At 53.2% G+C, this 22,545-nt stretch carries 29 protein-coding genes and 1 other annotated feature; of the genes, 27 read left to right on the forward strand and 2 right to left on the reverse strand.

Annotation, left to right across the window (positions count from 1 at the left end):
- The first annotated feature begins 262 nt into the window (after positions 1-262).
- The 26 genes from QMF38_RS04870 (at position 263) to zapE (ending at position 18,585) form a co-directional block, all read left to right on the forward strand.
- Positions 263-1,249: a 3D domain-containing protein gene (locus QMF38_RS04870; protein WP_058094556.1), complete on the forward strand. Its 987-nt coding sequence runs from the start codon at positions 263-265 to the stop codon at positions 1,247-1,249.
- A 263-nt stretch (positions 1,250-1,512) separates the two neighbouring features.
- Complete coding sequence (locus QMF38_RS04875) at positions 1,513-2,526, forward strand: hypothetical protein (RefSeq protein WP_058094555.1); 1,014 nt, start codon at positions 1,513-1,515, stop codon at positions 2,524-2,526.
- Positions 2,527-2,691: 165 nt separating this feature from the next.
- A complete protein-coding gene (locus QMF38_RS14790; RefSeq protein ID WP_390854083.1) occupies positions 2,692-2,883 on the forward strand; it encodes a DUF4321 domain-containing protein in 192 nt (63 codons plus the stop codon).
- A 109-nt stretch (positions 2,884-2,992) separates the two neighbouring features.
- Positions 2,993-3,688: a RadC family protein gene (gene radC, locus QMF38_RS04880; RefSeq protein WP_040289254.1), complete on the forward strand. Its 696-nt coding sequence runs from the start codon at positions 2,993-2,995 to the stop codon at positions 3,686-3,688.
- A gap of 36 nt (positions 3,689-3,724) precedes the next feature.
- On the forward strand, positions 3,725-4,759 hold the full coding sequence (locus QMF38_RS04885; RefSeq protein WP_058094553.1) for a rod shape-determining protein: 1,035 nt from the start codon (positions 3,725-3,727) through the stop codon (positions 4,757-4,759).
- A gap of 24 nt (positions 4,760-4,783) precedes the next feature.
- Entirely contained in the window at positions 4,784-5,653 is an 870-nt protein-coding gene (mreC, locus tag QMF38_RS04890) for a rod shape-determining protein MreC (protein WP_058094552.1), read from the forward strand.
- Entirely contained in the window at positions 5,650-6,171 is a 522-nt protein-coding gene (gene mreD, locus QMF38_RS04895; RefSeq protein WP_058094551.1) for a rod shape-determining protein MreD, read from the forward strand. Before mreC ends, mreD begins: the two co-directional genes overlap by 4 nt.
- 115 nt (positions 6,172-6,286) lie before the next feature.
- The gene (locus QMF38_RS04900) at positions 6,287-6,982 is read left to right on the forward strand and encodes a septum site-determining protein MinC (protein WP_058094550.1); all 696 of its coding nucleotides are present in this window, start codon (positions 6,287-6,289) and stop codon (positions 6,980-6,982) included.
- A gap of 5 nt (positions 6,983-6,987) precedes the next feature.
- Entirely contained in the window at positions 6,988-7,782 is a 795-nt protein-coding gene (gene minD / locus QMF38_RS04905) for a septum site-determining protein MinD (protein WP_058094549.1), read from the forward strand.
- Positions 7,783-7,849: 67 nt separating this feature from the next.
- Positions 7,850-8,758, forward strand: a complete 909-nt coding sequence (locus QMF38_RS04910) for a murein hydrolase activator EnvC family protein (protein WP_058094548.1) — start codon at positions 7,850-7,852, stop codon at positions 8,756-8,758.
- Positions 8,755-9,654, forward strand: coding sequence for a M50 family metallopeptidase (locus QMF38_RS04915; RefSeq protein ID WP_058094547.1), 900 nt, complete (start codon positions 8,755-8,757; stop codon positions 9,652-9,654). The genes QMF38_RS04910 and QMF38_RS04915 overlap by 4 nt, the downstream gene beginning before the upstream one ends.
- 44 nt (positions 9,655-9,698) lie before the next feature.
- Positions 9,699-9,776, forward strand: a sequence feature (ribosomal protein L21 leader region).
- A gap of 8 nt (positions 9,777-9,784) precedes the next feature.
- The gene (rplU, locus tag QMF38_RS04920) at positions 9,785-10,096 is read left to right on the forward strand and encodes a 50S ribosomal protein L21 (RefSeq protein WP_058094546.1); all 312 of its coding nucleotides are present in this window, start codon (positions 9,785-9,787) and stop codon (positions 10,094-10,096) included.
- Positions 10,096-10,419: a ribosomal-processing cysteine protease Prp gene (locus QMF38_RS04925; protein ID WP_058094545.1), complete on the forward strand. Its 324-nt coding sequence runs from the start codon at positions 10,096-10,098 to the stop codon at positions 10,417-10,419. The genes rplU and QMF38_RS04925 overlap by 1 nt, the downstream gene beginning before the upstream one ends.
- A gap of 17 nt (positions 10,420-10,436) precedes the next feature.
- Positions 10,437-10,736, forward strand: coding sequence for a 50S ribosomal protein L27 (rpmA, locus tag QMF38_RS04930; RefSeq protein ID WP_040289316.1), 300 nt, complete (start codon positions 10,437-10,439; stop codon positions 10,734-10,736).
- An 87-nt stretch (positions 10,737-10,823) separates the two neighbouring features.
- Positions 10,824-11,291, forward strand: a complete 468-nt coding sequence (locus QMF38_RS04935; RefSeq protein WP_058094544.1) for a Spo0B domain-containing protein — start codon at positions 10,824-10,826, stop codon at positions 11,289-11,291.
- 6 nt (positions 11,292-11,297) lie between these two features.
- Entirely contained in the window at positions 11,298-12,578 is a 1,281-nt protein-coding gene (gene obgE, locus QMF38_RS04940; RefSeq protein WP_058094543.1) for a GTPase ObgE, read from the forward strand.
- Positions 12,562-12,933 carry a Mov34/MPN/PAD-1 family protein gene (locus QMF38_RS04945; RefSeq protein WP_058094542.1) on the forward strand — a complete coding sequence of 124 codons (372 nt, stop codon included), beginning with the start codon at positions 12,562-12,564 and terminating at the stop codon, positions 12,931-12,933. The genes obgE and QMF38_RS04945 overlap by 17 nt, the downstream gene beginning before the upstream one ends.
- A 126-nt stretch (positions 12,934-13,059) precedes the next feature.
- Entirely contained in the window at positions 13,060-14,046 is a 987-nt protein-coding gene (locus QMF38_RS04950) for an ATPase, T2SS/T4P/T4SS family (protein WP_058094541.1), read from the forward strand.
- 43 nt (positions 14,047-14,089) lie between these two features.
- Positions 14,090-15,094 (forward strand): type II secretion system F family protein, encoded by a 1,005-nt coding sequence (locus QMF38_RS04955; protein ID WP_058094540.1) that lies wholly within the window; start codon positions 14,090-14,092, stop codon positions 15,092-15,094.
- Positions 15,095-15,120: 26 nt separating this feature from the next.
- The gene (locus tag QMF38_RS04960) at positions 15,121-15,501 is read left to right on the forward strand and encodes a type II secretion system protein (RefSeq protein ID WP_058094539.1); all 381 of its coding nucleotides are present in this window, start codon (positions 15,121-15,123) and stop codon (positions 15,499-15,501) included.
- A complete protein-coding gene (locus QMF38_RS04965; RefSeq protein WP_058094538.1) occupies positions 15,501-15,977 on the forward strand; it encodes a pilus assembly FimT family protein in 477 nt (158 codons plus the stop codon). The genes QMF38_RS04960 and QMF38_RS04965 overlap by 1 nt, the downstream gene beginning before the upstream one ends.
- Complete coding sequence (locus tag QMF38_RS04970) at positions 15,974-16,315, forward strand: hypothetical protein (protein ID WP_058094537.1); 342 nt, start codon at positions 15,974-15,976, stop codon at positions 16,313-16,315. Before QMF38_RS04965 ends, QMF38_RS04970 begins: the two co-directional genes overlap by 4 nt.
- Entirely contained in the window at positions 16,266-16,718 is a 453-nt protein-coding gene (locus QMF38_RS04975) for a hypothetical protein (protein ID WP_198146640.1), read from the forward strand. Before QMF38_RS04970 ends, QMF38_RS04975 begins: the two co-directional genes overlap by 50 nt.
- Positions 16,718-17,122 (forward strand): hypothetical protein, encoded by a 405-nt coding sequence (locus QMF38_RS04980; protein ID WP_157057207.1) that lies wholly within the window; start codon positions 16,718-16,720, stop codon positions 17,120-17,122. The genes QMF38_RS04975 and QMF38_RS04980 overlap by 1 nt, the downstream gene beginning before the upstream one ends.
- Positions 17,123-17,127: 5 nt before the next feature.
- Positions 17,128-17,646: a shikimate kinase gene (locus QMF38_RS04985; protein WP_058094534.1), complete on the forward strand. Its 519-nt coding sequence runs from the start codon at positions 17,128-17,130 to the stop codon at positions 17,644-17,646.
- Positions 17,647-17,658: 12 nt separating this feature from the next.
- Positions 17,659-18,585 carry an AFG1/ZapE family ATPase gene (zapE, locus tag QMF38_RS04990; RefSeq protein WP_058094533.1) on the forward strand — a complete coding sequence of 309 codons (927 nt, stop codon included), beginning with the start codon at positions 17,659-17,661 and terminating at the stop codon, positions 18,583-18,585.
- Positions 18,586-18,600: 15 nt separating this feature from the next.
- On the opposite strand, the gene QMF38_RS04995 is transcribed toward zapE, so the two are convergent.
- Together QMF38_RS04995 and QMF38_RS05000 are read right to left on the reverse strand one after the other, a co-directional pair.
- The gene (locus QMF38_RS04995; protein WP_198146639.1) at positions 18,601-19,518 is read right to left on the reverse strand and encodes a YqhG family protein; all 918 of its coding nucleotides are present in this window, start codon (positions 19,516-19,518) and stop codon (positions 18,601-18,603) included.
- Positions 19,519-19,523: 5 nt separating this feature from the next.
- The gene (locus tag QMF38_RS05000) at positions 19,524-21,140 is read right to left on the reverse strand and encodes a DEAD/DEAH box helicase (RefSeq protein WP_198146648.1); all 1,617 of its coding nucleotides are present in this window, start codon (positions 21,138-21,140) and stop codon (positions 19,524-19,526) included.
- A 282-nt stretch (positions 21,141-21,422) separates the two neighbouring features.
- Between QMF38_RS05000 and gcvT the strand changes: the two genes are divergently transcribed.
- A complete protein-coding gene (gene gcvT / locus QMF38_RS05005) occupies positions 21,423-22,517 on the forward strand; it encodes a glycine cleavage system aminomethyltransferase GcvT (RefSeq protein ID WP_058094531.1) in 1,095 nt (364 codons plus the stop codon).
- Positions 22,518-22,545 lie beyond the last annotated feature (28 nt).

A 22,545-nucleotide genomic window follows, 5' to 3' on the forward strand; every position in this document is an offset into this window, starting at 1 on the left:
CGGGGCTCGCGAGACAGTCGCTCTACTTAAGTGGAGCGGCTGTTTCGTTTTTTGTCGGAATCTTTTAAGCATCCCTGCATTTGCCCGACATCGTTCGCCAGTAAGTGTCATACGATTCTTTATAAAATATCTCCAACATCTGCGAGGAAACGAAGGTTGACAAAAGGTGGTTTGCAATTGATTGGTGGTATGGCTATACTGAGCCCAGCCTGATCCCCTATTCGCCTTCTTTCTCTCGTAAGATACGGAAAGAGGTGAGGGAGTGCGTCTACCTAAGTCGAAGGCCGTGTTGGCAGCGGTCGCAGCGGCTGTTGTTGTTCTTGGCGGTGCCGGAACCGCGGTCGCAAGCACCTATAAAACCATCACGGTGAAAGACAACGGGCAGCGCAGGACATTGCGTGGATTTGGCACAGGCACCATCGCCGAATTTTTACAAAAACACGATGTCCACGTAAGCGATCGCGATCGCGTTCGCCCGGCGCTCGACAGTTCCGTTGTCAACGGGGAGACCGTCGAGATCGTCAGTCCGAAGCCAGTCACGATTGATTACGAAGGCAAGGTTGAACACAGATGGACGTTCGCCCATACGGTTGGTGAACTCCTCCAAACGGAGGGGATCACACTTAAGCCGACGGATCATATGAATCTGACGACAAATGACCGTGTGACGAGCGGGGAAACGGTTGAGATCCACAATATTGTCAGACAGACGACGACGCAGACGCAGGAAATACCATTTCAGACCATACGTCGCAATGCATCCGATTTGGTAGTGGGGCACAAGGAATACGTGACGCACGGTGTGAAAGGGTTGCTGGAAATACAGACAACAAGCGTCTATCGCGACGGGCATAAGATTTCGCAGCACGTCGTAAAGCGCGTCGTTCGCAATCCCGTGGACGCAGTGGTCGAGGTGGGAACGATGCAGCTTGTGCATCATCCTGTGTTGGCCACGCGTTCTGCCAATCCGGATCCGGGACTCATTCGGAGAAGTTTGACCGTGCTTGCCACTGCGTATGCAGCAGGTGGCTTGACGGCCACGGGGGTGCCAGCTCAACCAGGAGTGATTGCGGTCGATCCAAGTGTCATTCCACTTGGCAGTCGCGTCTATATTCCTGGCATTGGCACGGTGGTCGCGGCAGATACGGGCAGTGCAATTATCGGTGACCACATCGATATTTGCATGGCTAGTAATGCACAGGCGGATGCGTGGGGTGCTCGCACCATCACCATCTACGTCCTACAGTGACCACGCAGGCGATAGGGTAAAGGGTTAGGTGAAAAGAGGGCGCGATGGCGCCCTCTTTTGTTTAGTAGCTTCATCCTATTTTGAAACCAGGATTGATCATAGACTTCCAACAATTGAATTGAACCGCGCGGCCGGTCATATCGTCTGTAGATGCGAATGACGATTCGGCTTCGCCTGTTTTGAGTGCGCATTTCGCATATCAATGATCCGCCGCTCATAGACTGGTTGAGAGAAACTCGCCAGTCCCAAGGAGGCGGTGGACGTTGAACGATACGCGCTTTCATCGTAGCTACACATCAACCAGGCCGTCGTCGTCTTCGATTTTAGTGCGCGTCGGCGAGCGCAGTTGGCATACATCGCAGAGCGCGTCTGACACGGTTGCGGAAGATCAACCTCCACGCGTGTTAACCATTGAGAAGTCATCCACCGCGCCGATCACGCTGCGCGTTATGCGGGAGCGTATTGCAAATGCTCAACGCGAACAGCAGGCAAGAGAGCGGTCTAAGCATTGGCGTCGGCTTCTAGAAGTGTGTAAGGACATGCTGTTTCCAGCAGGCGAAAAGCGGCTGTGGTCTGGACTTCGGGGCGGATTGTCCATTGGCATGGCTTTGGGGTGCATCGTCATGATCCTATTCCACCAAGTTCCCCTTCTGGCGGCAGGACAAGCTGCTGATGCAGATCTTTCGGTTCCACCAACGCCAGCGGTGGCTAAAGTGCAATCCACATCGCCTCAAACGCGTGTAGCGATGGAATTGCCAGGGTTGCAGTTTGTTCTCGTCGAGGGAAACGGCACCAAACAGACAGGAAGTGAGAAGTCCGTATCCATCAATGGCAAACAAGTCTATGCACTCGCCTTGACGAAGACAGGTGCTCATTCTTTTGTCCGAAGCGCGGGGCTGGGTTCAAGTCATGTGCAGGTTCAGGATGTACAGTTGCCAGCCAAGATGGTCCCTGTCTTAGGGACGGTAGACAAGCCCACTCTCAACCGCACGGAGCAATGGCTCTCTGCCTCGGGCAGCGCACTACGCAGCTTGACCGCATGGCTGTCGGACGGCGGGCGCGAAGCCGATGCAGCCACGGCGCTACACACGGCACTCGCCTTATATCCGGGGGATAGCAGGTTGGCGAAGACGGGTGTGGAGCCCCAACTACATGCACTGTATAAAGCACTGGTGGCTGCGAATGGCGCATTCGCACATCGCGATCGCGCCGCTGCCATGCACGATGCGATCCAAGGATTCGACGATTTTATGAGTTTCGGTGGATTGAATATGTAAATTCCGGGGTCAAGCATTGACGAACAGATGGGAACATGGTCACAATAATACCGACACGGTTCGCCAAGTTACGAGGAATTGGAACGACTCGGCGATAGCCAGGCTGAGGGTGAAGTTGTGCAAAAACGAGGTTGGAATACGCTCGGCCTGGTTGCAGTGACTACAGTGGTTGGGACGTTGGCAGACCATCTCCTTTCCTCAGATATTCCCATTCTCAATTCGCAGACAAAGGTTTCATGGCACCCCGGGTTTGATCTCTCAGTTGTACGTTTCTCGATGAACCTGCAATTTGCGATCAACTGGGGAACCCTTGTTGGACTTGTCGTTGGTTTGCTGTTGGCCCGCAGAGCGAAATAATTTTCGTGATTCCGTCCGCGACAGTACATATGTTTAATGGATGGGATTTGTATGGACTACCTTTCCTTCGTACTCTATGCGTGAGTAGTTTGAAGGGGTGGTTCCTACGATGGACGGAGAAACTGCGGTGCGGGCTTATCAATTGGAAGATGGTCCGCGGGAACGTTTGCTGCGTTTGGGCGCATCTGCTTTGCGAATTGACGAATTACTGGCCTGCATTATGCAATCAGGTAACGGCAGGCAAAACGTCTATGCCATCGCACAGTCGGTAGTGGACCATTTGGGCGGGCTTGATGCGCTTGCGGATATCGAAGTGGCGGAATTGTTACAAATTCCTGGAATCGGCCGCGCGAAAGCTGTGCAAATTGCGGCAGCCGTTGAGCTAGGGCGCAGAATTGCGCGTAAGCCAGCGACGGAGAAGAGACAAATTCGGACGGCGGACGATGCGGCCAAGTATGTTATGGACAGGATGCGGTATCTTAAAAAGGAACATTTTGTTACGCTCCTATTGGACACGCGGCACCGCGTTTTGGCGGAAGATACGTCGTCCATCGGCAGTCTCGACGCCTCGATTGTGCACCCTCGGGAAATATTCCGGCGTGCGGTGCGGTGCAGCGCCTCGGGAATTTTATGCGTGCACAACCATCCGAGTGGAGATCCGTCGCCGAGCCCAGAGGACATTGCGGTGACAAAGCGGTTGGTTGAAGCGGGAAGGTTGCTGGGGATTGACGTTTTGGATCATATTGTCATCGGGGATGGCAGGTATGTCAGCCTTCGTGCAGCAGGCTATTTGGATCACGGATGACTATTCGGATCAGGATGAGAGGAGTTTTGACCAGGAATGTTTTCCGTTCGCGATATGGGTGTCGACTTAGGGACAGCGAACACGCTGGTGTACGTCAAAGGGAGGGGCATCGTCGTTCGCGAACCGTCTGTCGTCGCTATGCGTACCGACACCGGAGCCATCGAAGCCGTTGGTGCAGAGGCCAAGCAGATGATTGGGCGAACACCTGGCAACATTGTTGCGGTAAGGCCCATGAAGGACGGCGTGATCGCAGACTTTCAAACGACATCGACGATGCTTCGCCACTTCATTCGCCAAGCGATGAAAGCAAAGTCGAATTGGTCCGGTCGCCCAAGGGTGATGATCAGCGTTCCGTCGGGTATTACTGCCGTCGAACGGCGTGCCGTTGAAGATGCTGCATTGGAAGCTGGGGCCAAGGATGCACAGGTCATTGAAGAACCCATGGCGGCCGCCATTGGCGCTGGGTTGCCAGTGGGGGAGCCAACCGGTTCCATGGTTGTCGACATCGGTGGCGGAACGACAGAAGTCGCCATCATCTCGCTCGGCGGAATCGTCACGGCGAGATCCATTCGCGTCGCTGGCGACGAAATGGACGAGGCAATCATTCAGTATGTCAAGAAGACATATAATTTAATGATTGGCGAACGGACGGCAGAAGAGTTAAAAATCCAAATTGGTGCTGCAGAAGATCTGGAGGTCGAGCGCACGCTCGATATTCGTGGACGCGATTTGCTCACCGGTTTGCCGCGAAACTTTACGGTTTCTTCGCGGGAAATCAGCGAGGCCCTGTCCGATACAGTCGGAAGCATTGTGGAGGCTGTCAAGGTAACGCTTGAAAAATCGCCTCCGGAACTGGCTGCAGACATTATGGATCGGGGCATCGTGTTGACAGGCGGTGGCGCATTGTTGCGCAATCTCGATAAACGGCTCGCCAGGGAAACGGGGATGCCTGTCTTGGTGGCGGAAGAGCCGCTCGATTGCGTCGCGATCGGAACGGGCAAGGCCTTGGATAATTACGATGTTTACCGCAAGCGCACGGTGGCTTTGCGAAAGGCGCAGGGCAGAGGCTAAGATTCGAGGGGAAGAGGGATTCGGGTGTCCCGTTACCTTACCAGCCGCAGGCTGTTTTTGCTCCTTGGGAGCGTCATTGTACTAATGGTCATCGCGGGTCTGACGCTGGCGCAGAGTGGGCGTCGGGCCAGCTTCCCTGAGCGCGTTGTCATGGATGTAGAAAATACGGTGGCTGGGTGGATTTATCGACCCGTCAGTAAGATTACCGGATTTTTTGCTGGTTTGGGCGACATGCGTAGCATGTACGAGGAGAATGCCCAGTTGAAGCATGAGATGCAGAAGTACCAGGCGTTGCGCGCCGAGTTGAGCGATGCCGAAGCGGAAAACCAGCGGCTTGCAACCATGCTCAACTTTTATAATCGAACAAAAAATACGTTGCATGAAATCCCGGCAGCGGTGGTAGGGCGTGAGCCGTCGGAGTGGAATTCGCAATTGACCATTAATGTTGGCACGGCCGATGGCGTTCAGCCGAATATGGCCGTGGTCGCTCCTGATGGCAGCTTGGTTGGTCGTGTAGACACGGTTGCTACGCACAGTGCGAAGGTCATCCTCATTACGGATACACAGGTTGGGGATGGCGTCGCTGCTTTAGTGGAGGCGGCAAAAGCTCAACCCTTTGCTGTGGTCACGGGATCTGGTGCAAGTGCAGGAGAATTGGCGCTCGATTTCCTTGGTCAAATTGTGCAAATGCCAGCCTCTCAATTGATCGGGGACGAGGTCATCACCTCCGGGCTAAGCAACGTATTTCCACGAGGTCTCGTCATCGGCACGATTACAAAGGTTCAATACGGCGCCCACAACACGGTGAAGTCGGCAATCGTCGAACCGGCCGCACAAATGGACTACCTTCAGGACGTGTTTGTCGTGCGACAATCGGGAAGTGCTACACCATGAGATGGGCCATTACGTTTATCACGTTGTGGCTGGGCTTGATTTTGGAAGCCACACTCTTTCAAATTCCACCGATGAATGCGATTCATCCCGACTTTGTGCTGGTCATTCTTGTTCTCGTCGCTTTGATGCGCGGCTCGAACACGGCAGTCGTGATGGCGATTCTCATTGGCCTTGTCGACGACATTTGTTATGGTTCGTTTATTGGTCTTAATGCGTTTGCGTTCGGCATTGTCGCGTATTTTGCGGCCGCGGTTTTTAGCCAATTTTTACAGCGGAACTTGGCAGTCACATTTTTCACCACAGTGGCACTGACATTTTTGCATACATGGGTGACTTACGGCCTCATGCGCTTGTTCCAAATGACGGCCGATCCGGCACATTACGCATTATCTGAGTCCTTGCAGACGATGATTGTCAACGGTATACTCGTCCTCCTGCTATATCCTGCCTACGTCAAGTTGCTCCGCGATCGTCGCAGCGGCCGTTATGATGCCCGCGGCAGTGTGGATGCAAGTTGAGTTTACCTTTCTGGGGAATCGCTCGCCCAACTGTTTCTTTGCACATGAAGGAAAATCGATACCTGAACGCGAATAGTGCCTGTTGGGCGAGTGCCCACCCTGGAGGGAATTGTCGTTGATTGTCAACAGTGAAACGCTATCCGATGTGAAGCCTCCCGTCACGGTCAAAGGTACCCGCGACGGACTTCTTTTTCTACTAGATGAGCAAGCGGACATGGATCATCTATGCGAATATCTGCATTCCCTACTTTTCGGCGAAACGGCCAGCATCTTTGATGGCCCTGTGATCGAAGTGGTTGTCGACTACGGCAAGCGAGCGTTGACACACGAAGAGGCATGGCGCATTCTTGGTCAATTTCAAGCGCGCGACAACTTCTTGATCAAAGCATGGGGCGGGGGGACAGATGCGCGACAGTCGATGTTCCAACGTAAAACCTCAGCACGAGCGCAACATATTTACCATGGTCTCGTGCGGTCCGGCCAACCTCTTATGTTCGACGGAGATGTTGTGATTATTGGCGATGTCAATCCAAGTGGGCATGTCCAGGCGACCGGTGATATTTACGTGTTTGGCCGCTTGCTCGGCATTGCACATGCCGGAATGCACGGAGATACGACGGCGATTATTGCGGCAGCCGAATTCGCCCCTATGCAACTGCGGATTGCGGACGTCATAAGCCGTGCACCACAGCTCAAAGCTACGATGGAGTATGCGTACCTTGTGGACAATCAGATGATGGTTGCCGAAATGAAGCAGTTCATGACGTGGAACAAAGTTCGACGCAGACACACGAATCAAGAACGAAGGTGATTGGCATGGGGTCGGTAATCGTAGTCACATCGGGCAAGGGCGGCGTCGGGAAAACGACGACCACGGCCAACATGTCGACGGCACTTGCCCTTCTCGGTAAAAAGGTTTGCATCGTCGACGCCGATATCGGCCTGCGCAATCTCGATGTCGTCATGGGATTAGAAAATCGGATTATTTATGACATTGTAGATGTCGCGAACGGCGATTGTCGGTTGGAGCAAGCGTTGATTCGAGATAAGCGTTTTGAACATCTCACGCTGTTACCTGCGGCCCAGACGAAAGACAAACGGGCCCTCACCGAAGCCAAAATGGTGGACTTGGTTGGGCAATTAAAAGTCAATTATGACTATGTCGTGATCGACTGTCCCGCAGGTATCGAGGAAGGATTCAAGGTAGCGGTGGCTCCGGCTGATTCGGCTATCGTCGTGACGACGCCGGAGAACACTGCAGTCCGAGATGCGGACCGCGTCATAGGGCTTCTTGAGCGCGACAAGGTCGGAGACCCACGGCTCATTGTGAACCGAATTCGCCCTGACATGGTCAAGCGTGGCGAAATGCTCGATATCGACGAGATCGTTCAGATGTTGGGTTGTGACCTTTTAGGGGTCGTACCGGACGACGAAGCTGTCATTCGAAATGCGAATCGCGGTGAACCGATTGTTGTTCAACCCAACACACCAGCATCTCTTGCATATCGAAACATAGCTCGTAGGATTTTGGGAGAATCGGTACCGCTTATGCAGTTGGAGGAGAAATCGGGTCTATGGGGACGGGTTCGTAAGTTAATCGGAGGGCGTTGATGCAGGTCGTCATACTTGTCCTCCTTTGCACATAACCATGTGGTGTATGTGAGAGGAGGAACGCCTCATGGCGCGGGTGAAGCGAAAGTGGCCTTGGCAGAGCCCCAGCCGGCTAAAAAATGAACACTGGGCGAATGGAGCTCTGCCCAGAGATGCATCTGGGTCAGTTAAAACAGATGCCAGTGAGCCTGCTCCTAGGCGGTGGATCGTCGACACAGATGAGGATAAAAGCCTACAGAAGCAACCGGTTTCGCCGCCAGTGTCACCATACGGATTTGCGGACGATGACGGCGGCATGCGCCAGGTGGAAAGTGAAATCTGGCGGCGCCCGCCGATGGGTAGTATGAAACAGAGTCGCGGACGGAGTTTTGTTCCGGCGACAGGTGCAGGTCCACGTGCGCGAGTCGGCGCGAATTGGGCGTGGCAATTGTTTGGCGCCGTCGTTCTAGTGGCAGTTGGGTATACGATTCAACATGATCCACGGATTCCCGCCTCGGTCGCTGCGCGGGCGGTGAGCGTGTTTGACACAGACTACACATCTTCCGTGCAACCATCGATCGATCGCGTCTTCGCCAAGTTGCACCTGCGCCCACCTTCACTCGAAGCGGTATTAGGGCCCATGCATGCTCCTGTCTTCGGCTCCATTGTGGCGGATTACGGTCCGGATCATCCTGAGGTGTGGATCGCGGGCGATGCTGGAGATGTCGTGCAGGCAGCGGCGTCGGGTACTGTTCTAACCGTGGTCAAAAGTTCTGGCTCTTATTTGATAAAAATCGATCACGGTGCGTTAGGTACCGCTGTGTATAGTGGTTTAGCAAGTGCAAGCGTACAACCGGACGAGTTTGTATCGGCCGGTGAAGCTATTGGTAGACTGCCGTCGACGCCAACACACCCTGTCTTTCGGTTTTCGCTCGTGAAGGATGGAAAATACGAAAACCCACATCAGTATATCTCGTTCCCTGGAGCCTCGTCATGACGGCTTTAGAGCGCTTGGAACGAACGGTCGGACGATGGTTTGGCGTATCGCGGGTGCGCGTGCACCCGCTTTTTGTCGCCTTACTCGTGGCTGCCTACTTTGTAGGCATGGTGAAGCAAGCCCTGTTGTTATTCATATTTGTGTTTCTTCACGAATGCGGGCACGCCGTCGTCGCGAAGCGGTTAGGCTATGAAATTGAGGAAGTTTCGCTTTTGCCGTTTGGCGGTGTCGCACAACTGTCGTACGTCAGACTTGGGTTTTCTCCAAAGTGTGAGGCATTGGTCGCCATTGCTGGTCCAGCCGTAAATTTGCTTTGCGCCCTACTCGCACTCGTCCTATACGCGGTAGGGGTAATCGATGGTCGGTTTTACGGCGAAATCATCGGACTGAATGGTTGGATTGCTGTATTCAATTTATTGCCTGGTCTTCCGCTTGACGGTGGGCGTATTTATCGAGCTGTCCGATCGCGAGAGAAAGGGTATGAACCTGCGACTGAGGAGGCGTACCGAATGTCGATTGCGCTCTCTGCAGTTCTTATGTTCGCCGGTCTGGCCGCGTTGTTTGCCGGTAGGCCTCATATTGGAATGGTCGTTCTCGGTTTATTCTTGTTCGTAACAGCGTGGCGCGGTCGACGCGATTTGCGTCTCGAGACGATGCGCTTTCTGGATGCGAAGCGGCGGGATGTAGGGTCAACGATGCTTCGCACTCGTGCGCTGGCGGTGTCTGCGGCAATTCCCATACGCGATGTGGTTGTGCGATTTTCACCGGATCGATATCATATCGTCTATATTTTGCACGAGGATGGTACCGTTGCGAGTCTTGTGGAAGAGCCAGAGCTGCTCGACGCAGTTTTTGAAGGTAGATGGTTGGAACCGATAGCCAGCCTACGACCGTAATATACATTGCAAACACCTTTTCCTTGTGATAATATATTGCGGGTATAGCGCTACAACCGCATGGTTCCAGGTTGTTAAATGGGTTGCAGCCCATACCTGGAGCAGCGAGTCTGAGTGAAGGAGATTAATCATGTACGCAATTGTTGAAACGGGTGGAAAGCAATTTAAGGTTAGCCAGGGCGATACGATTGTCGTCGAAAAGCTGGAAGGCGAAGTCGGATCGACAATCGTGCTGGACAAGGTATTTCTCGTGCAGGACAACGGGCAAGTGAAAGTGGGTTCACCGCTGGTTGCTGGGGCAAAAGTGGTGGCCAAGGTCGTTGAGCATGGGCGCGGGAAGAAGATTATCGTCTTTAAGTACAAGGCTAAGAAAAACTACCACAAGAAGCAGGGGCATCGTCAACCGTACACGAAATTGACCATCGAATCGATTGAGGCGTAATGATTCGATTTGAGATTGTACAGCGTGGGCAGCAGGTTACAGGGTTTCGTGTTCAGGGGCACGCGGGATATGCGGAATCCGGAAACGATATTGTATGTGCTGCTGTGAGCGTTTTGGTTTACAATGCCATCAATTCGTGTGAACGATTTGCTGGCACAACCTTGGATGTTTCTGATGCTGGGGACGTTTTGGCATGTCGTCTTCCGAGTCAGCCGTCCGAGGCAGTCAGGTTACTGATGAACAGTTTGTTTTACGGGATCGAGCAGATTGCGGAGCAATATCCTGAATTCGTGCGTTTACGTGCAGTTCAGGAAGAAAGATGAAGAAAGGAATGGATGTCATGTTGTTGATGAATCTGCAACGTTTTGCTCATAAGAAGGGCGTATCGTCGACCCGCAACGGCCGCGACAGCATTTCGAAGCGCCTTGGTGTTAAGGAGCCCGATGGAAAAGTTGTAACAGCTGGTAGCATTCTCGTTCGCCAGCGGGGAACGAAGATCCATCCTGGTCATAACGTTGGCATCGGCAAGGACGACACGCTGTTTGCAAAAGTTGAAGGTTGCGTTCGCTTTGAGCGATTTGGGCAAGGCAAGAAGCGCGTGAGTGTGTATCCAGTCGCTGCGGAAGTTGCAGCTCAGTAATTGGATGAGAGCAGAAGGGGCTGTCTCATGGGCGCAATGGCTACGGCGCCTGAGCCAGTCCCTTTTGTGTTGAAAAGGTGGCTATCAATGCCGAATGGTATGCAACAATCCAATCCGGCGGTTCAATTTCGGGCGCATCGGCATGACGTATTAAATGAATTACAACTCATTCGGGCGTATCTTCAGATGGAACGCCCGGCGCAGGCTGTCGCTGTGGTGGATCGGCTTTCAACCTGGTTGCAGTCCCTAACCACATGGCAGATTAACGCAGGTACTTTCGGTGAACAATTGATGTGGACGGCAGCAGTCTGCCCGCATGTCCTTTTAGAATCGTTCGCGTGTCATAAAGAGCCGGACGATAAGGCAGTGGAGCAATTCGGAAAGTGGTTACTAACGTGGAATGACGAACTCTCGATACACGGACAGCGAGGTAGAATGCGGGTTAGCGTGGATGAGCATGGATTTCACGTTGTTTGTTCAGGCGAGGGATGGGAACGGTTCGATGAATGGGTGCGCATCTATCCAGCCCTCGACTTTGTCGTCAATAGGTGGTGATAACGAGTGTTTTTTGATCATGCCAAAATTTATGTAAAAGGCGGCGATGGCGGGAACGGGATCGTCTCATATCGACGCGAGAAATATGTGCCGCTCGGTGGACCAGCCGGTGGTGATGGGGGGCGGGGCGGCGATGTCGTATTCATTGTCGACGAAGGTTTGCGGACGCTCATCGATTTTCGCTATCAACGCCATTTTAAGGCGAAGCCGGGCGAGCAGGGAGGCACCAAAAATAAACACGGTGCGGATGCCCCAGATATGGTGATCAAAGTTCCACCCGGAACGGTCGTACGCGATGCAGATTCCGGGCAATTTCTCGGCGACTTGACGCAGCACGGAGATCGTCTTGTGGTTGCTCGGGGCGGCCGTGGTGGGCGTGGAAATGCGCGCTTTGCCACTGCTGTCAATAAAGCTCCTGATATGGCCGAGAAGGGTGAGCCAGGCGAAGAGCGCTGGTTAGAACTTGAGCTTCGTGTCTTGGCAGATGTCGGTCTTGTCGGTTTCCCATCTGTCGGGAAGTCCACATTGCTTGCGGCGCTGACGCGCGCGAGACCAAAGGTTGGCGCGTATCACTTTACGACGCTTAACCCCGAACTTGGTGTCGTCGAAACATCGGACGGCAGAGGATTCGTCATCGCCGACCTCCCGGGCCTGATCGAGGGCGCGCACGCAGGGCATGGCCTGGGACACGAATTTCTCCGCCATATTCAACGAACGCGCGTGATTGTTCACGTAATTGATGTCGCATCAGTGGATGGTCGCGATCCGGTCGCGGACTTCCGCATTATCGAAAGCGAATTGGCTGCGTACGACCCGGTGTTGGCTGAACGTCCACGTATCGTCGCGGCAAATAAGATGGATTTGCCAGGCGCCGCGGACGGGTTAGAGCGGTTTAAGCAAGCGTATCCGGAGCTTGAGGTGTTTCCCATCTCGGGCGCAACACATCAGGGCCTTGAGCCTCTCATTCGCAAGCTGGCTGACATGCTGGATGCACTGCCACAGGAGATAGAAGCGCAAACCATCACGGAGGACGAAGAGGAGCACAAAGTCTATCGGCTTGTGCGTAAGGAGCCATTCACAATTCGCCGTGAAGGCGGTGCATTCATTGTCGAAAGTGAAGAACTTGAGAAGCTTGTTAAAATGACAAATTTTCAGCAGTTCGATGCGGTGAAACGATTTCAGAGAATTCTCAAGCAACGCGGGGTCGACGATGCGTTGCGTGAGCGCGGTGCGAAGGACGGCGACAGTATTCGCATTGGAGATATGGTGTTTGATTTTGTGGACTGAAACCAGTCACTCGTTACCTAAAGAAATCCTCTGCGAACTGACGTCGATCGCGCTGGAAAGCCATCCCTACGAATGCGTGGGTCTTGTCGTTTGGCGGCGTCGGTATTGGATAGTGCCTCTCCCTGCGATAGCATCGCCGCGATCCGTCTTGGTCGATCCGGCGGTGCTCATTCCCACGCTCTATCTTCTAGATCAGCATAGTGTGCGCATCGTCGCGTCTTACCATAGCCATCCGAATGGATTGGCACGTCCTAGCAAATTGGATGGCGGGTTTCGCTTGTACGGCGGATCGCATATTTTGCTCGTACGTGAACAAGAATCGTTCACTCCGCACACCTTCCTTTGGTCTTCGTGATGTTCCCATCAGTAAAACGTCATCAAACTCTGTGAAAATTTACATAATGATATGCGCCTGTATGGATAGAGAACAGGCGTTTTTTGTGTTGCCTAGAATTCTTAGTGCCAAAGGAGGAGTCGAGTCATGGAAGCTTTGACGACCGCCAGGATGGTGCAAGACGTTCTTGATGCAGCCATTGCATTGGGTGCCAGCGATGTTCATCTGAAGATGTACGAAGGACAGGTCACCGTTTCCTGCCGAGTTGATGGCACTGTACGTCCGCTTATGTCGTTCTCGTACTTAGGCGAGGAGTTGCTGCGGCGGTTTAAAGCCTTGGCACGCATGGACGTCACCGTTCGGCAGTCCCCGCAGGAGGGTAGCTTTGTTTGGGAGTGGGCGAAGGGCAAGGCATTTATACGCCTGTCTGCCTTACCCATTTACCGTGGAGAATCGGTTGTCATGCGGATCCTGATGGATCAAAGGGCTGCTTTACCGATGACGAGTTTGGGATTTACGGACGCGCAGCTTCGCGAGCTTGAACGCTGGTTGTGCCATAGAAGTGGTCTCATCGTCGTCTCTGGTCGCACAGGCGTCGGGAAAACCACGACGTTGTACAGTTTGATGAACGAATTGGCTAATCGTGGCCACCAGGTGTTTTCGTTAGAGGATCCGGTCGAAATGCCACTGCCGAATTGCAGACAGATTGAGATTCACGAGCGTTCGGGCTTGACATTCCATGCCGCACTACGGTCGCTTTTGCGGCAGGACCCGGACGTGATGATGATTGGTGAAATTCGAGACGAAGAAACCGCGCACGCGGCCTGCCGAGCAGCTTTGAGCGGTCGCTTGGTGTTTGCCACGACGCACGCAAACGGCCTTCGCGGAACGATGATGCGCCTTATCGATTTTCGCGTACCGGAGGCTGTGGTTCGGGATGTGCTGGCTGGCGTGATCGTACAGCATGCAGTTCTTTCAGATGCAAGGAAGGAGCAACAACAGTACACCTTGGAGACACTACCGTCTCCCGTTGTTGGAGGTGCTCAACAGCAAGGTGCGTGGAACGAATTGGGTGATCTATGTGACGAGTCGTTGGCGAGGGTGGAGTGTCTACAATTCGCTTCGAGTATGTAGACGATTTTGGCGCACGTATTTTGCCCAACGAAGATGGCGTAGCATGCGTCGCCTGCACGCCACGCATGTTTGGCTGGAGTCTGTTGGCCAGATGCTAGGGTCTGGCCTCGACATTCGCCGAGCAGCCGTAGCGGCGATGGGCGAGGGCAAGGTCGGAAAGGAGCTTGCGGCTCGGACACTCGGTCGCGTGGAAGCGGGGGCCAGTCTGACACCCGCCTTTCAGGACTTTTTGACTCCGGAACATTTGCTTATCTTGCGCGCATCGGAGCAGGCAGGAACATTTGCAGATGGCTTACTCTCTGTGGCCAAGCGCATTGATGAACAATTGGAGTGGAAACGAACGATATCGCGATCGATCGCTTATCCAAGCGTCTTATTGATTAGCTGTTACGTGTTAGCGCTATTCGTGCGTTTTGAGGTCGACCCCATGCTCAGGCAACTGGTGGCGTCCCTTACGGTTTCTCATGACCACATGAATCCCATTGTGACGCTGGCAGCTAATTTGCCAGTCATGCTGATTGTCCTTTTGACATGTGGCGCTGTCGGTTTGCCACTTATATGGGCACTACAACGACGAACTTCGTTTGCACATCAACTACGCCTGCCATTTCGCCAATGGATAGTCCGCCTACGAAGTGAACGATTGGCCTACCAGTTGTCAATTCAACTTGCCGCCGGAATCCCGTTGTTGGATGTGCTACAGGCGGAGAGTGAGCAGATGACGAAGCTTTATGCCCAAGAGGCTGCACGGCTGCACCAAGCGCTGCTTCAAGGGCGTTCGCTGTCCGTAGCTTTGCAAGATGCCTCTGGCCCCACTAATTACGATCCGCTTTTACTCGAACTTGTGCGCGTCGCGGAGGAAACGGGCGATATGGCGCGTTGCATGGCACGCGCTTGTGAACTGTTACGTCGCCAGATCATCAATCGATTAGACACCACTCGGCGCTATCTTGAGCCGTTGGTGACTTGCATCATGGGTCTCATCGTCGGAAGCGTTGTGTATAGCGTGTTTGGTCCAATGTATACGGCCATTGCGCAGTTGAACTAGCCTTTGAACAATGTGGGGGGATCGCGGTGCCGACGTACACGATTAGACGAAATCTAGATGTGAATGCGAAACAGGAAGGGTTTAGCTTAATTGAATTGATGATTGCTGTCGTCATCGTCGCCATCATGGTCGCTATGATTACTCCACAGCTGATGCGTGCGTCCGCGCGGGCAGAGGCCACTGCCTGTTCCGGGAACGTGCGGACGATCTCTGCGGCACTAGCCGAGTATCAGCTTTTACACCAGTCTCTGCCGGCAGGAAATTCTGCACAACAAATTCAGGCTTTAGTGGGAGATGGTTTGCTTTCAAATGACGCACTACAGGGTAATTATGTGATTCAGGATACAGATACCAACAATATCACTGTGAGTTGTTCCGCAAATGGGAACGGCGTGGAGAATGAGTAATGGTCCTAGTCAAACAGCACTCGCCCTTCAGGCATGACGCGGCTGCTTTTACGCTGCTTGAGATGATGGTAGCCGTTGCGCTCATGAGCGTAGGTATCTTGTTTGCGGCTGGGGCAGGGATCGGCATGATTCGTGGCAGCGAGCTGGATGCGGGAGCCTACCAACTACTCGAACAGATGAGAATGGTACAGACCTTGGCCTCGACGAGCGGGACATTTGCAACCGTTTGGCTCGATCCGTACGACACGCGGTACCACCTTACCCACGGGGTTGTCACGATCGAACAGGACGAATTTCCCCCTGGTATCCACTATGTTGACGGCTACCTTGCGTTTCCTGTTCACGAGATATCCTACGACAATCTTGGTGACGCACAGGCGGCGGGTGTCATTCGCATGACCGATGGTCCGGATGAACGGGATATCCATCTGTATATGGGGTCCGGGTTACAAGCAGCGGGGTGGATCGATTCATGAACGTGTGGGAGAGCCTTATCGCGACCTTCGTGTTGGCTTGTGTTCTGCCTTTATCTGCAATGGCCGAGAAGAATATCTTATACGCTTACGCGATGGCTCGCGAACTACAAGGAGCGGAACTGGTCTACAGCGCGATCGCGGAATTGGCGCTAAGCGGCCAAGCGGCGCCAACAAGCGTTGAGGAGGGAGGAATGCGCTATAAAGTTGTTCAGATTTCCTATGAGGCACCGAGTCAGGCGGGGTGTAGCACTGGTTACCAAGTTGAAATCGACGCAGGAAATCGTCCCCTTGTTGCCGGCCAAATACCCAGATGCGATACTAGCCTTTTCTCTCATTGAAATTATGATTGGCTTCAGTATCGGAACATTAGCAGTGACCTTGGCAAGCGCGCTGTTTTTTCAGGTCCATACGTTTCTTCATAAACAGGAGGAACTGGTGGAAGACATGGCGGCTATCGATGGCATCCATCGTGTGCTCACGCAGGATATTCACGCTGCCACTACGTGTTCGACGCTCGGATCAAACTTGTTGCTCAACGAACTCAATGGAACGCAATACACGTACTATGTAAATCGCGAACACGAATTCATTCGCTATCGGACAGGCGGGGGTACTGCCGTTCTTGCTCTTCATGTGCAATCGTTTCAGATGAAAATGGAAGGTGGGGGGATCCTTGCGTGCCAATTGACTTTGACGTCAGGAGAAAGAGATTGGTTTGTGGCTCGAATGAGTGGCACATGATGCGAAGCGGAAAAATGAATTGCGAGTCGGGGGCGGTCCTGGTCTACGTGCTGACCATTGTAATAGCCCTAAGTGTTCTGTTGTCGGCCCTCGTGTATACGGGGCGGATCGCATGGCTGAGCCAGGCAAGGCAACTCCAGTTTGTTCAATGCAATGTGGTTGGGCGAAGCATTGCGTTGACCGTACTGCAGGCTCTCCAAGCGGGGCAAAAACTTCCCAGTGCTGAATCCTGGACGATAGCGGGCGACCACGTTACCATGGAATGTATGGTCGATGGGCGTAACGTATCTACACAAATTGAGGTTGTGAACGGGGCTGTTTCCGATACAATTTCGTTTGTCTATGATACAATCGCTCGTACAACACGAGCGTGGCAGGACAATGGTCCTGGACTGACGGAGTGATCATCATGCAGCGTTTAGCCTTGATTGGATTCATGGCAAGTGGTAAGTCGACGGTTGGTGAGGTTGTCGCGACACGATTGGACGTGCCGTTTGTCGATCTCGATCGCTATGTCGAAACCAAAACGGGAATGACAATCCCAGACATTTTTGTGACACTGGGCGAACAACGATTTCGCGCGATAGAATCAGAAGCACTTCATGCCATTGGACAAGACATGCAGTGTGTCGTTTTGGCAACAGGAGGGGGCGCCATCATCCATCCGGCGAACAGGGAACTGTTGAAGGCATCGTTTACGACAGTGTATCTACGTGCCAAGCCGGAAACGATTCTCGACCGTCTAAAGAATGCCGCCACACAGCGGCCGTTGCTTCAAGTGGGTGGCGATCCAGTTCAACGCGTGCGCGATTTGCTGATGCAACGTCAGTCGTGGTACGAAGATGTAGCGTCGTGGATTGTCGATGTCGACCATGGAAGTGTTGAGGAAATTGCGCAGTCCGTAATCGAAACGGCCATAGGGGAGTAGGTGGCGAATTGCATGCGGCACATTGAAAGTCTCTTTCCCAAGCAGTTTTCCGGACATGACACAGGATACGACGTCGCGTACTTCCGAAGGCAGATACCCGAACTCAATGAATTAAACGTTTCCGATGCATTCATTCACCGCCATCGCGCTGCACTGCTCGAGTATCTGCGGCAGTCATCCATCTGCCGGGCATGCCGAGGTTATGCCACATGCGCAAAGCACGGGGACATGAAGGGGTTTGTCCAAGTTCTCGAACCAAGTACTGCAGGAGTTTCGTTTGGCGTTCGCCGCTGCCAGCCATTTCATGAATTCATGGCGAAGGCAAAGGTCGATCGGTTCGCGCGCGTGGCCGGCGTGACAGAAGTGGACGACTCATTTCAATTTTCCAATTATCCATTGGAACAAGCTAAACGTTATCCAAACGTAATTAGGTATGCCCGTGAATTTGCGCGCGACTTTCAGCCCGGAGCTGGTGGCGATAAGCCTGGGTTGTATATCTTTGGTCCACCTGGCGTCGGTAAGACTCATCTCATGTTCGCTGTCTTTCATCAGTTGCGTGAACGGGGTGTACCATCGTTAATTGTCCGCTCCGACTCGCTCTTTGATCACATGCGCCACCTGATTGCAGATGGGCAAGATCTTGAGCCTTTTCTCGAGGCACTGTCAACCGTCCCGGTGCTTGGGATTGACGAATTCGCCCAGGAACGAGCCAACGATTTTAGTATGGAGAAGCTATTCCGCGTCATCAATCATCGCTTCCATGCAAAGTTGTCGACGTGGTTTACGAGCAACTATAGTCCTCCTGACGCATACCGAAAAGGGGCGGATGACATCCATGATGCGGTGGCTCCTTTGCGATCGCGCGTGATGAACATGGCAATCCTCGTGAAAATGGATGGGCCAGATGCCCGTCAGCGCCATCTGAAAACCCTGGTATGATACATTCGACTCGCTTTATGTATGCGTCCGTAGCGGGAGTCCGATGAGAGCTATCTGTGCAACCTCCATTTCGACTCGGGGCGTGCTTTTCTCAATTAGGGCCTGCCGTTTCTTGACATGCTCTTGCTGTAGCAGGTCGCGTTCCTCGGGAGGGTAATCCGCTTCGATGCTCCGATAATAGGCGTCGAGTTGGGCGAGATCGTCCGCCAGACGAAGGCGGGCTTCTTCTGCCCAGGCCAAGTCACCTTCCTCCACAAGACGCGAGAGATATGTCGTCACAGCATCCGCTGCTTCCAGCAATGAGTGTTTGGCTTGACCAACGATGATCTGAGGAGAGGTGCCCGTCATCTCCAAATGTGCAATTTTTTCGTAAAACGATTCGACGATTTGCAAGTTCAAGAGGCAGACACCAATGGACCACCAGGTTTCGCTTACAGAGTCGGTCACGTATCGCGTAAGGCCGTTCGTCATCAGCCAAGGGATGAGTTGCGTATGGGGGTGCTCGCTGTATGGCGTGACACAAACCGTTTGTCCGCGCCGACGCGCACTTTCCAGTATTTTGTCCAGACGGAAGCTACCGAGATCGACGAGTTCGGTCTGCTTAGGCCTGCGAAACAAGATATCCAACCCGCTTAGGGGGTGCGCTTGGGCCAGGGACTGCTGGTGCAACTGGGCGAGGTGTTCATCTTCTCGCAACTTTGCCTCTTGGTCAAAGGCGAGCCGGAGTGTGGTGGGTTCAACGGTTTGATTTGTCTTTTCCACCCACATCCAATAAAAAGGACGATCTGTCAACTCTTTGTCGACATCGATCGGCAGCACGTATTCGCGATACATTGGCCGTTTGCAAATGACATCTGCCCCGACCGCGGCAAAGTATCGATCACAAAACGCCAGACGCTCGTCACTTGCCCGCAATGGGTGGCCGTTTGTCAATGGGTTCACCGTCCCTTTCGCACTGACATGTCTCTTGGGTCAAGCGCGCGAAGTTTCGTTGCGAGTTCTTCGTGTGACGAACTTGTCATCGTTGCTTCAAAGACCCGTTTTTCCCATGCATCCAATCGAGTATCACTTACAATATCGTCTAGCGTCCCGATCACGCTTTCAAACATGCGAACCTTTTCATATAAGATTTGCACGATATGTTGTTCAATCGTGTCGCGTGTCGCAAGATTGAAAACATGGCACTCTTCGGATTGGCCAAGACGATGTATGCGGCCAATCCGTTGCTCAAGGCGCATAGGATTCCACGGTAAGTCGTAGTTGATCATATAGTGGCAAAACTGAAGGTTAATTCCCTCTCCTCCTGACTCGGTTGCGACGAGAACGCGGACTTTGCGGGAAAATAGTTCGGTCATCCAGTCCTTTTTGCCGCGTTTAAAACCACCGCGAAAAGGCACCGCCGAAATACCGCGTTTCTTCAGCATGTACATGATGAAGTCTTGGGTTGCACGGTATTCGGTGAAGATAATGCACTTGTCGTCAAACTCATCGACGAGTTCTAGGACTTTGCGAATCTTGGTGTATTCAGGTATCGCGGTACCCATTTCAATCAGTTTCTGCAGGCGCTCCTGCCGGAATGGGTGGCTTGTTTTTTTCAGCATCTTCTCCAGAGAGATCAGTGCAGCATATGACGAACTGCAAATTTCACGCTGCAATGTGAGCAGTGGCAGCATCGAGGCATGCATCGACAGCCTTGCTTGATATTCGTCCCTTAAAAATTGCTGAACTTCTTCGTAGAAAGACCTTTCCTCAGCGGAGAGATCGAGATCCACAACCTGCACGTGGCGTTTCGGTAGGCGCGTTCCGCCGTCCTGACGGCGATTGCGAATCATGATATCGGCAATGGTCTCGCGCAGTTTGTCAGGATCCTTGGCGGTTCGCTTGTCCGCAACGTATTGTACAGAGAACTGATTGGCGCTACCTAAATGTCCAGGTTTCAGAAGTGTAACGAGCGTATGAAGTTCCTTAAGTTGATTCTGCATCGGTGTCGCCGTAAGCAACAACAAATACTTATTCGGAATTTGGTTTGCCATCTGCCAGTTTTTCGTCTTCTGATTCTTCAGCTTATGAGCCTCATCGATGATGACGATGTCCCATGATTGTCGCAACACGATGTCTCGATGGGGTGGGCGTTTCGCAGTGTCCAAGGATCCGACAACGATGTCTTCCTGTTCCCAGGTCCACTCGTTGCGTTGCGGTATTGCGTGGATCCGAAACTTGTCATTCAATTCTTTGGTCCACTGGAGAACCAACGAAGCGGGTACGAGGATTAAAGCTTTTTTGACGAGGCCGCGCAATAGGTACTCCTTTAAGATAAGGCCAGCCTCAATCGTCTTGCCAAGCCCCACTTCGTCGGCCAAGATGGCTCGTCCACGCAACTCTCGAACAACCCGTTTGGCGGTTTCAATTTGGTGTGGTAGAGGCGCAAAGCCACGCACGTGTTCCAGTGCCAACAAGTCTTCAAAAGTTGGCGCCATATTCGCCTGTGTCGCAATGGCCGCCAGTTGGAACAACTCCCAGTGTCGGTGGTTGTAGCTTTGGCCAAGATGGAGCATTGCATTGAGTTCCTGTGCAAGCGACAGGCCCGTCCACTGGATCGGCACATTGGTCGAATTCGGCCGAGCGAAGGAGTTGCGCCAATCTGCTTGCAACGTCGTAGGCACAGGGATCCCCTCCTGGTTGCTTGTTTCTCTCTTATTGCGTCATGTAGTATGTGACAAGTGGTGTGTATTCTTTCACAAATGCGCTACAGTTGATGCGAAACATATTGCGTCAACACGCGGGCTGGCTGTGTGGCCATCATCGCTTCGGATACCTTCGCAAAGGTAGGGATAGCAATGGGAAAGCGAACGTCGCTATATGATGCCCATTTGCAGTTGGGCGCAAAAGTGATCGATTTTCACGGCTTCGAGATGCCTGTTCAGTATCGCGGCATTCGCGAGGAGCATGCGTCGGTTCGTTCGGCTGTCGGCATCTTCGATGTATCGCACATGGGCGAGATCGAAGTGAAGGGTGAGGACGCCCGGCGTTTTCTACAGTACATCGTGACCAATGATGTCGAACGGCTGCGGGTAGGGCGTGCTATGTACACTTTGATGGTTGATGAAACGGGCGGCGTGATCGATGATTTACTCGTGTATCAAATGGCTGAGGATAGCTATTGGCTCGTCGTCAATGCTAGTCGTATCGCAGAGGATGACGCCTGGATTCGCGCGCATGCAGATGGATACGAAGTGACGGTGAAGGATCGATCGGACGAGGTGGCGCTTGTTGCCATTCAGGGGCCTGAGGCCGCAACGCTGCTACAATCCGTCGCCGATGTCGACGTGACCGAATTGCGACCGTTTTCATTTGTCCGTACAGAGCTATATGGCAATCCAAGTATCATATCGCGCACGGGGTACACGGGTGAAGACGGTTTTGAAGTCTATGCGAGCCCAACTGCGGTGCAGCGCCTATTTGCGAGCTTGATCGATCACGGTGCATTTCCGTGTGGACTGGGTGCCCGTGACACACTGCGGCTTGAAGCGTGTTTGCCCTTATACGGGAATGAGTTAAGTCGCGACGTCACACCGCTGGAAGTCGGGTTGCAGGCGTTTGTAAAGCTCGACAAAGGACCTTTCATTGGTCGCGATGCGCTCGTGCGCCAACGTGAGGCTGGCGTTTCACGCAAACTGGTCGGACTCCAAATGGATGACCGTGCAATTGCCCGCGCCGGCTATCCCGTGTGGCACGGGGAGAAGATGGTGGGACAGGTCACTTCGGGTACGCTTTCGCCGACATTAGGGGTGCCCATCGCACTTGCCCTTGTCGATGCTAACTATGCTGAAGTCGGCCAACAGCTCGCTGTGGAGATTCGCGGCAGGCGCCATGGAGCACATGTAGTGCAAACACCGTTTTACAAACGGCCGCGGGGTAATCGTCCCTCGTAACACCTGGTTGTACATCTGGGAAGAGAGG

This window comes from Alicyclobacillus hesperidum subsp. aegles (genome assembly GCF_027923525.1).
In the GTDB taxonomy this organism is placed as follows: Bacteria; Bacillota; Bacilli; order Alicyclobacillales; family Alicyclobacillaceae; genus Alicyclobacillus; species Alicyclobacillus aegles.

Excerpts from the sequence above, each read along its gene's own strand:
- radC (WP_040289254.1), top strand. The coding sequence starts at position 2,993 with ATGGACGGAGAAACTGCGGTGCGGGCTTATCAATTGGAAGATGGTCCG.
- QMF38_RS04885 (WP_058094553.1), top strand. The coding sequence starts at position 3,725 with ATGTTTTCCGTTCGCGATATGGGTGTCGACTTAGGGACAGCGAACACG.
- mreD (WP_058094551.1), top strand. The coding sequence starts at position 5,650 with ATGAGATGGGCCATTACGTTTATCACGTTGTGGCTGGGCTTGATTTTG.
- minD (WP_058094549.1), top strand. The coding sequence starts at position 6,988 with ATGGGGTCGGTAATCGTAGTCACATCGGGCAAGGGCGGCGTCGGGAAA.
- QMF38_RS04910 (WP_058094548.1), top strand. The coding sequence starts at position 7,850 with ATGGCGCGGGTGAAGCGAAAGTGGCCTTGGCAGAGCCCCAGCCGGCTA.
- QMF38_RS04915 (WP_058094547.1), top strand. The coding sequence starts at position 8,755 with ATGACGGCTTTAGAGCGCTTGGAACGAACGGTCGGACGATGGTTTGGC.
- rplU (WP_058094546.1), top strand. The coding sequence starts at position 9,785 with ATGTACGCAATTGTTGAAACGGGTGGAAAGCAATTTAAGGTTAGCCAG.
- QMF38_RS04925 (WP_058094545.1), top strand. The coding sequence starts at position 10,096 with ATGATTCGATTTGAGATTGTACAGCGTGGGCAGCAGGTTACAGGGTTT.
- rpmA (WP_040289316.1), top strand. The coding sequence starts at position 10,437 with ATGTTGTTGATGAATCTGCAACGTTTTGCTCATAAGAAGGGCGTATCG.
- QMF38_RS04935 (WP_058094544.1), top strand. The coding sequence starts at position 10,824 with ATGCCGAATGGTATGCAACAATCCAATCCGGCGGTTCAATTTCGGGCG.
- QMF38_RS04950 (WP_058094541.1), top strand. The coding sequence starts at position 13,060 with ATGGAAGCTTTGACGACCGCCAGGATGGTGCAAGACGTTCTTGATGCA.
- QMF38_RS04955 (WP_058094540.1), top strand. The coding sequence starts at position 14,090 with ATGCGTCGCCTGCACGCCACGCATGTTTGGCTGGAGTCTGTTGGCCAG.
- QMF38_RS04965 (WP_058094538.1), top strand. The coding sequence starts at position 15,501 with ATGGTCCTAGTCAAACAGCACTCGCCCTTCAGGCATGACGCGGCTGCT.
- QMF38_RS04970 (WP_058094537.1), top strand. The coding sequence starts at position 15,974 with ATGAACGTGTGGGAGAGCCTTATCGCGACCTTCGTGTTGGCTTGTGTT.
- QMF38_RS04980 (WP_157057207.1), top strand. The coding sequence starts at position 16,718 with ATGCGAAGCGGAAAAATGAATTGCGAGTCGGGGGCGGTCCTGGTCTAC.
- QMF38_RS04985 (WP_058094534.1), top strand. The coding sequence starts at position 17,128 with ATGCAGCGTTTAGCCTTGATTGGATTCATGGCAAGTGGTAAGTCGACG.
- zapE (WP_058094533.1), top strand. The coding sequence starts at position 17,659 with ATGCGGCACATTGAAAGTCTCTTTCCCAAGCAGTTTTCCGGACATGAC.
- QMF38_RS05000 (WP_198146648.1), bottom strand. The coding sequence starts at position 21,140 with ATGCTCCATCTTGGCCAAAGCTACAACCACCGACACTGGGAGTTGTTC.
- gcvT (WP_058094531.1), top strand. The coding sequence starts at position 21,423 with ATGGGAAAGCGAACGTCGCTATATGATGCCCATTTGCAGTTGGGCGCA.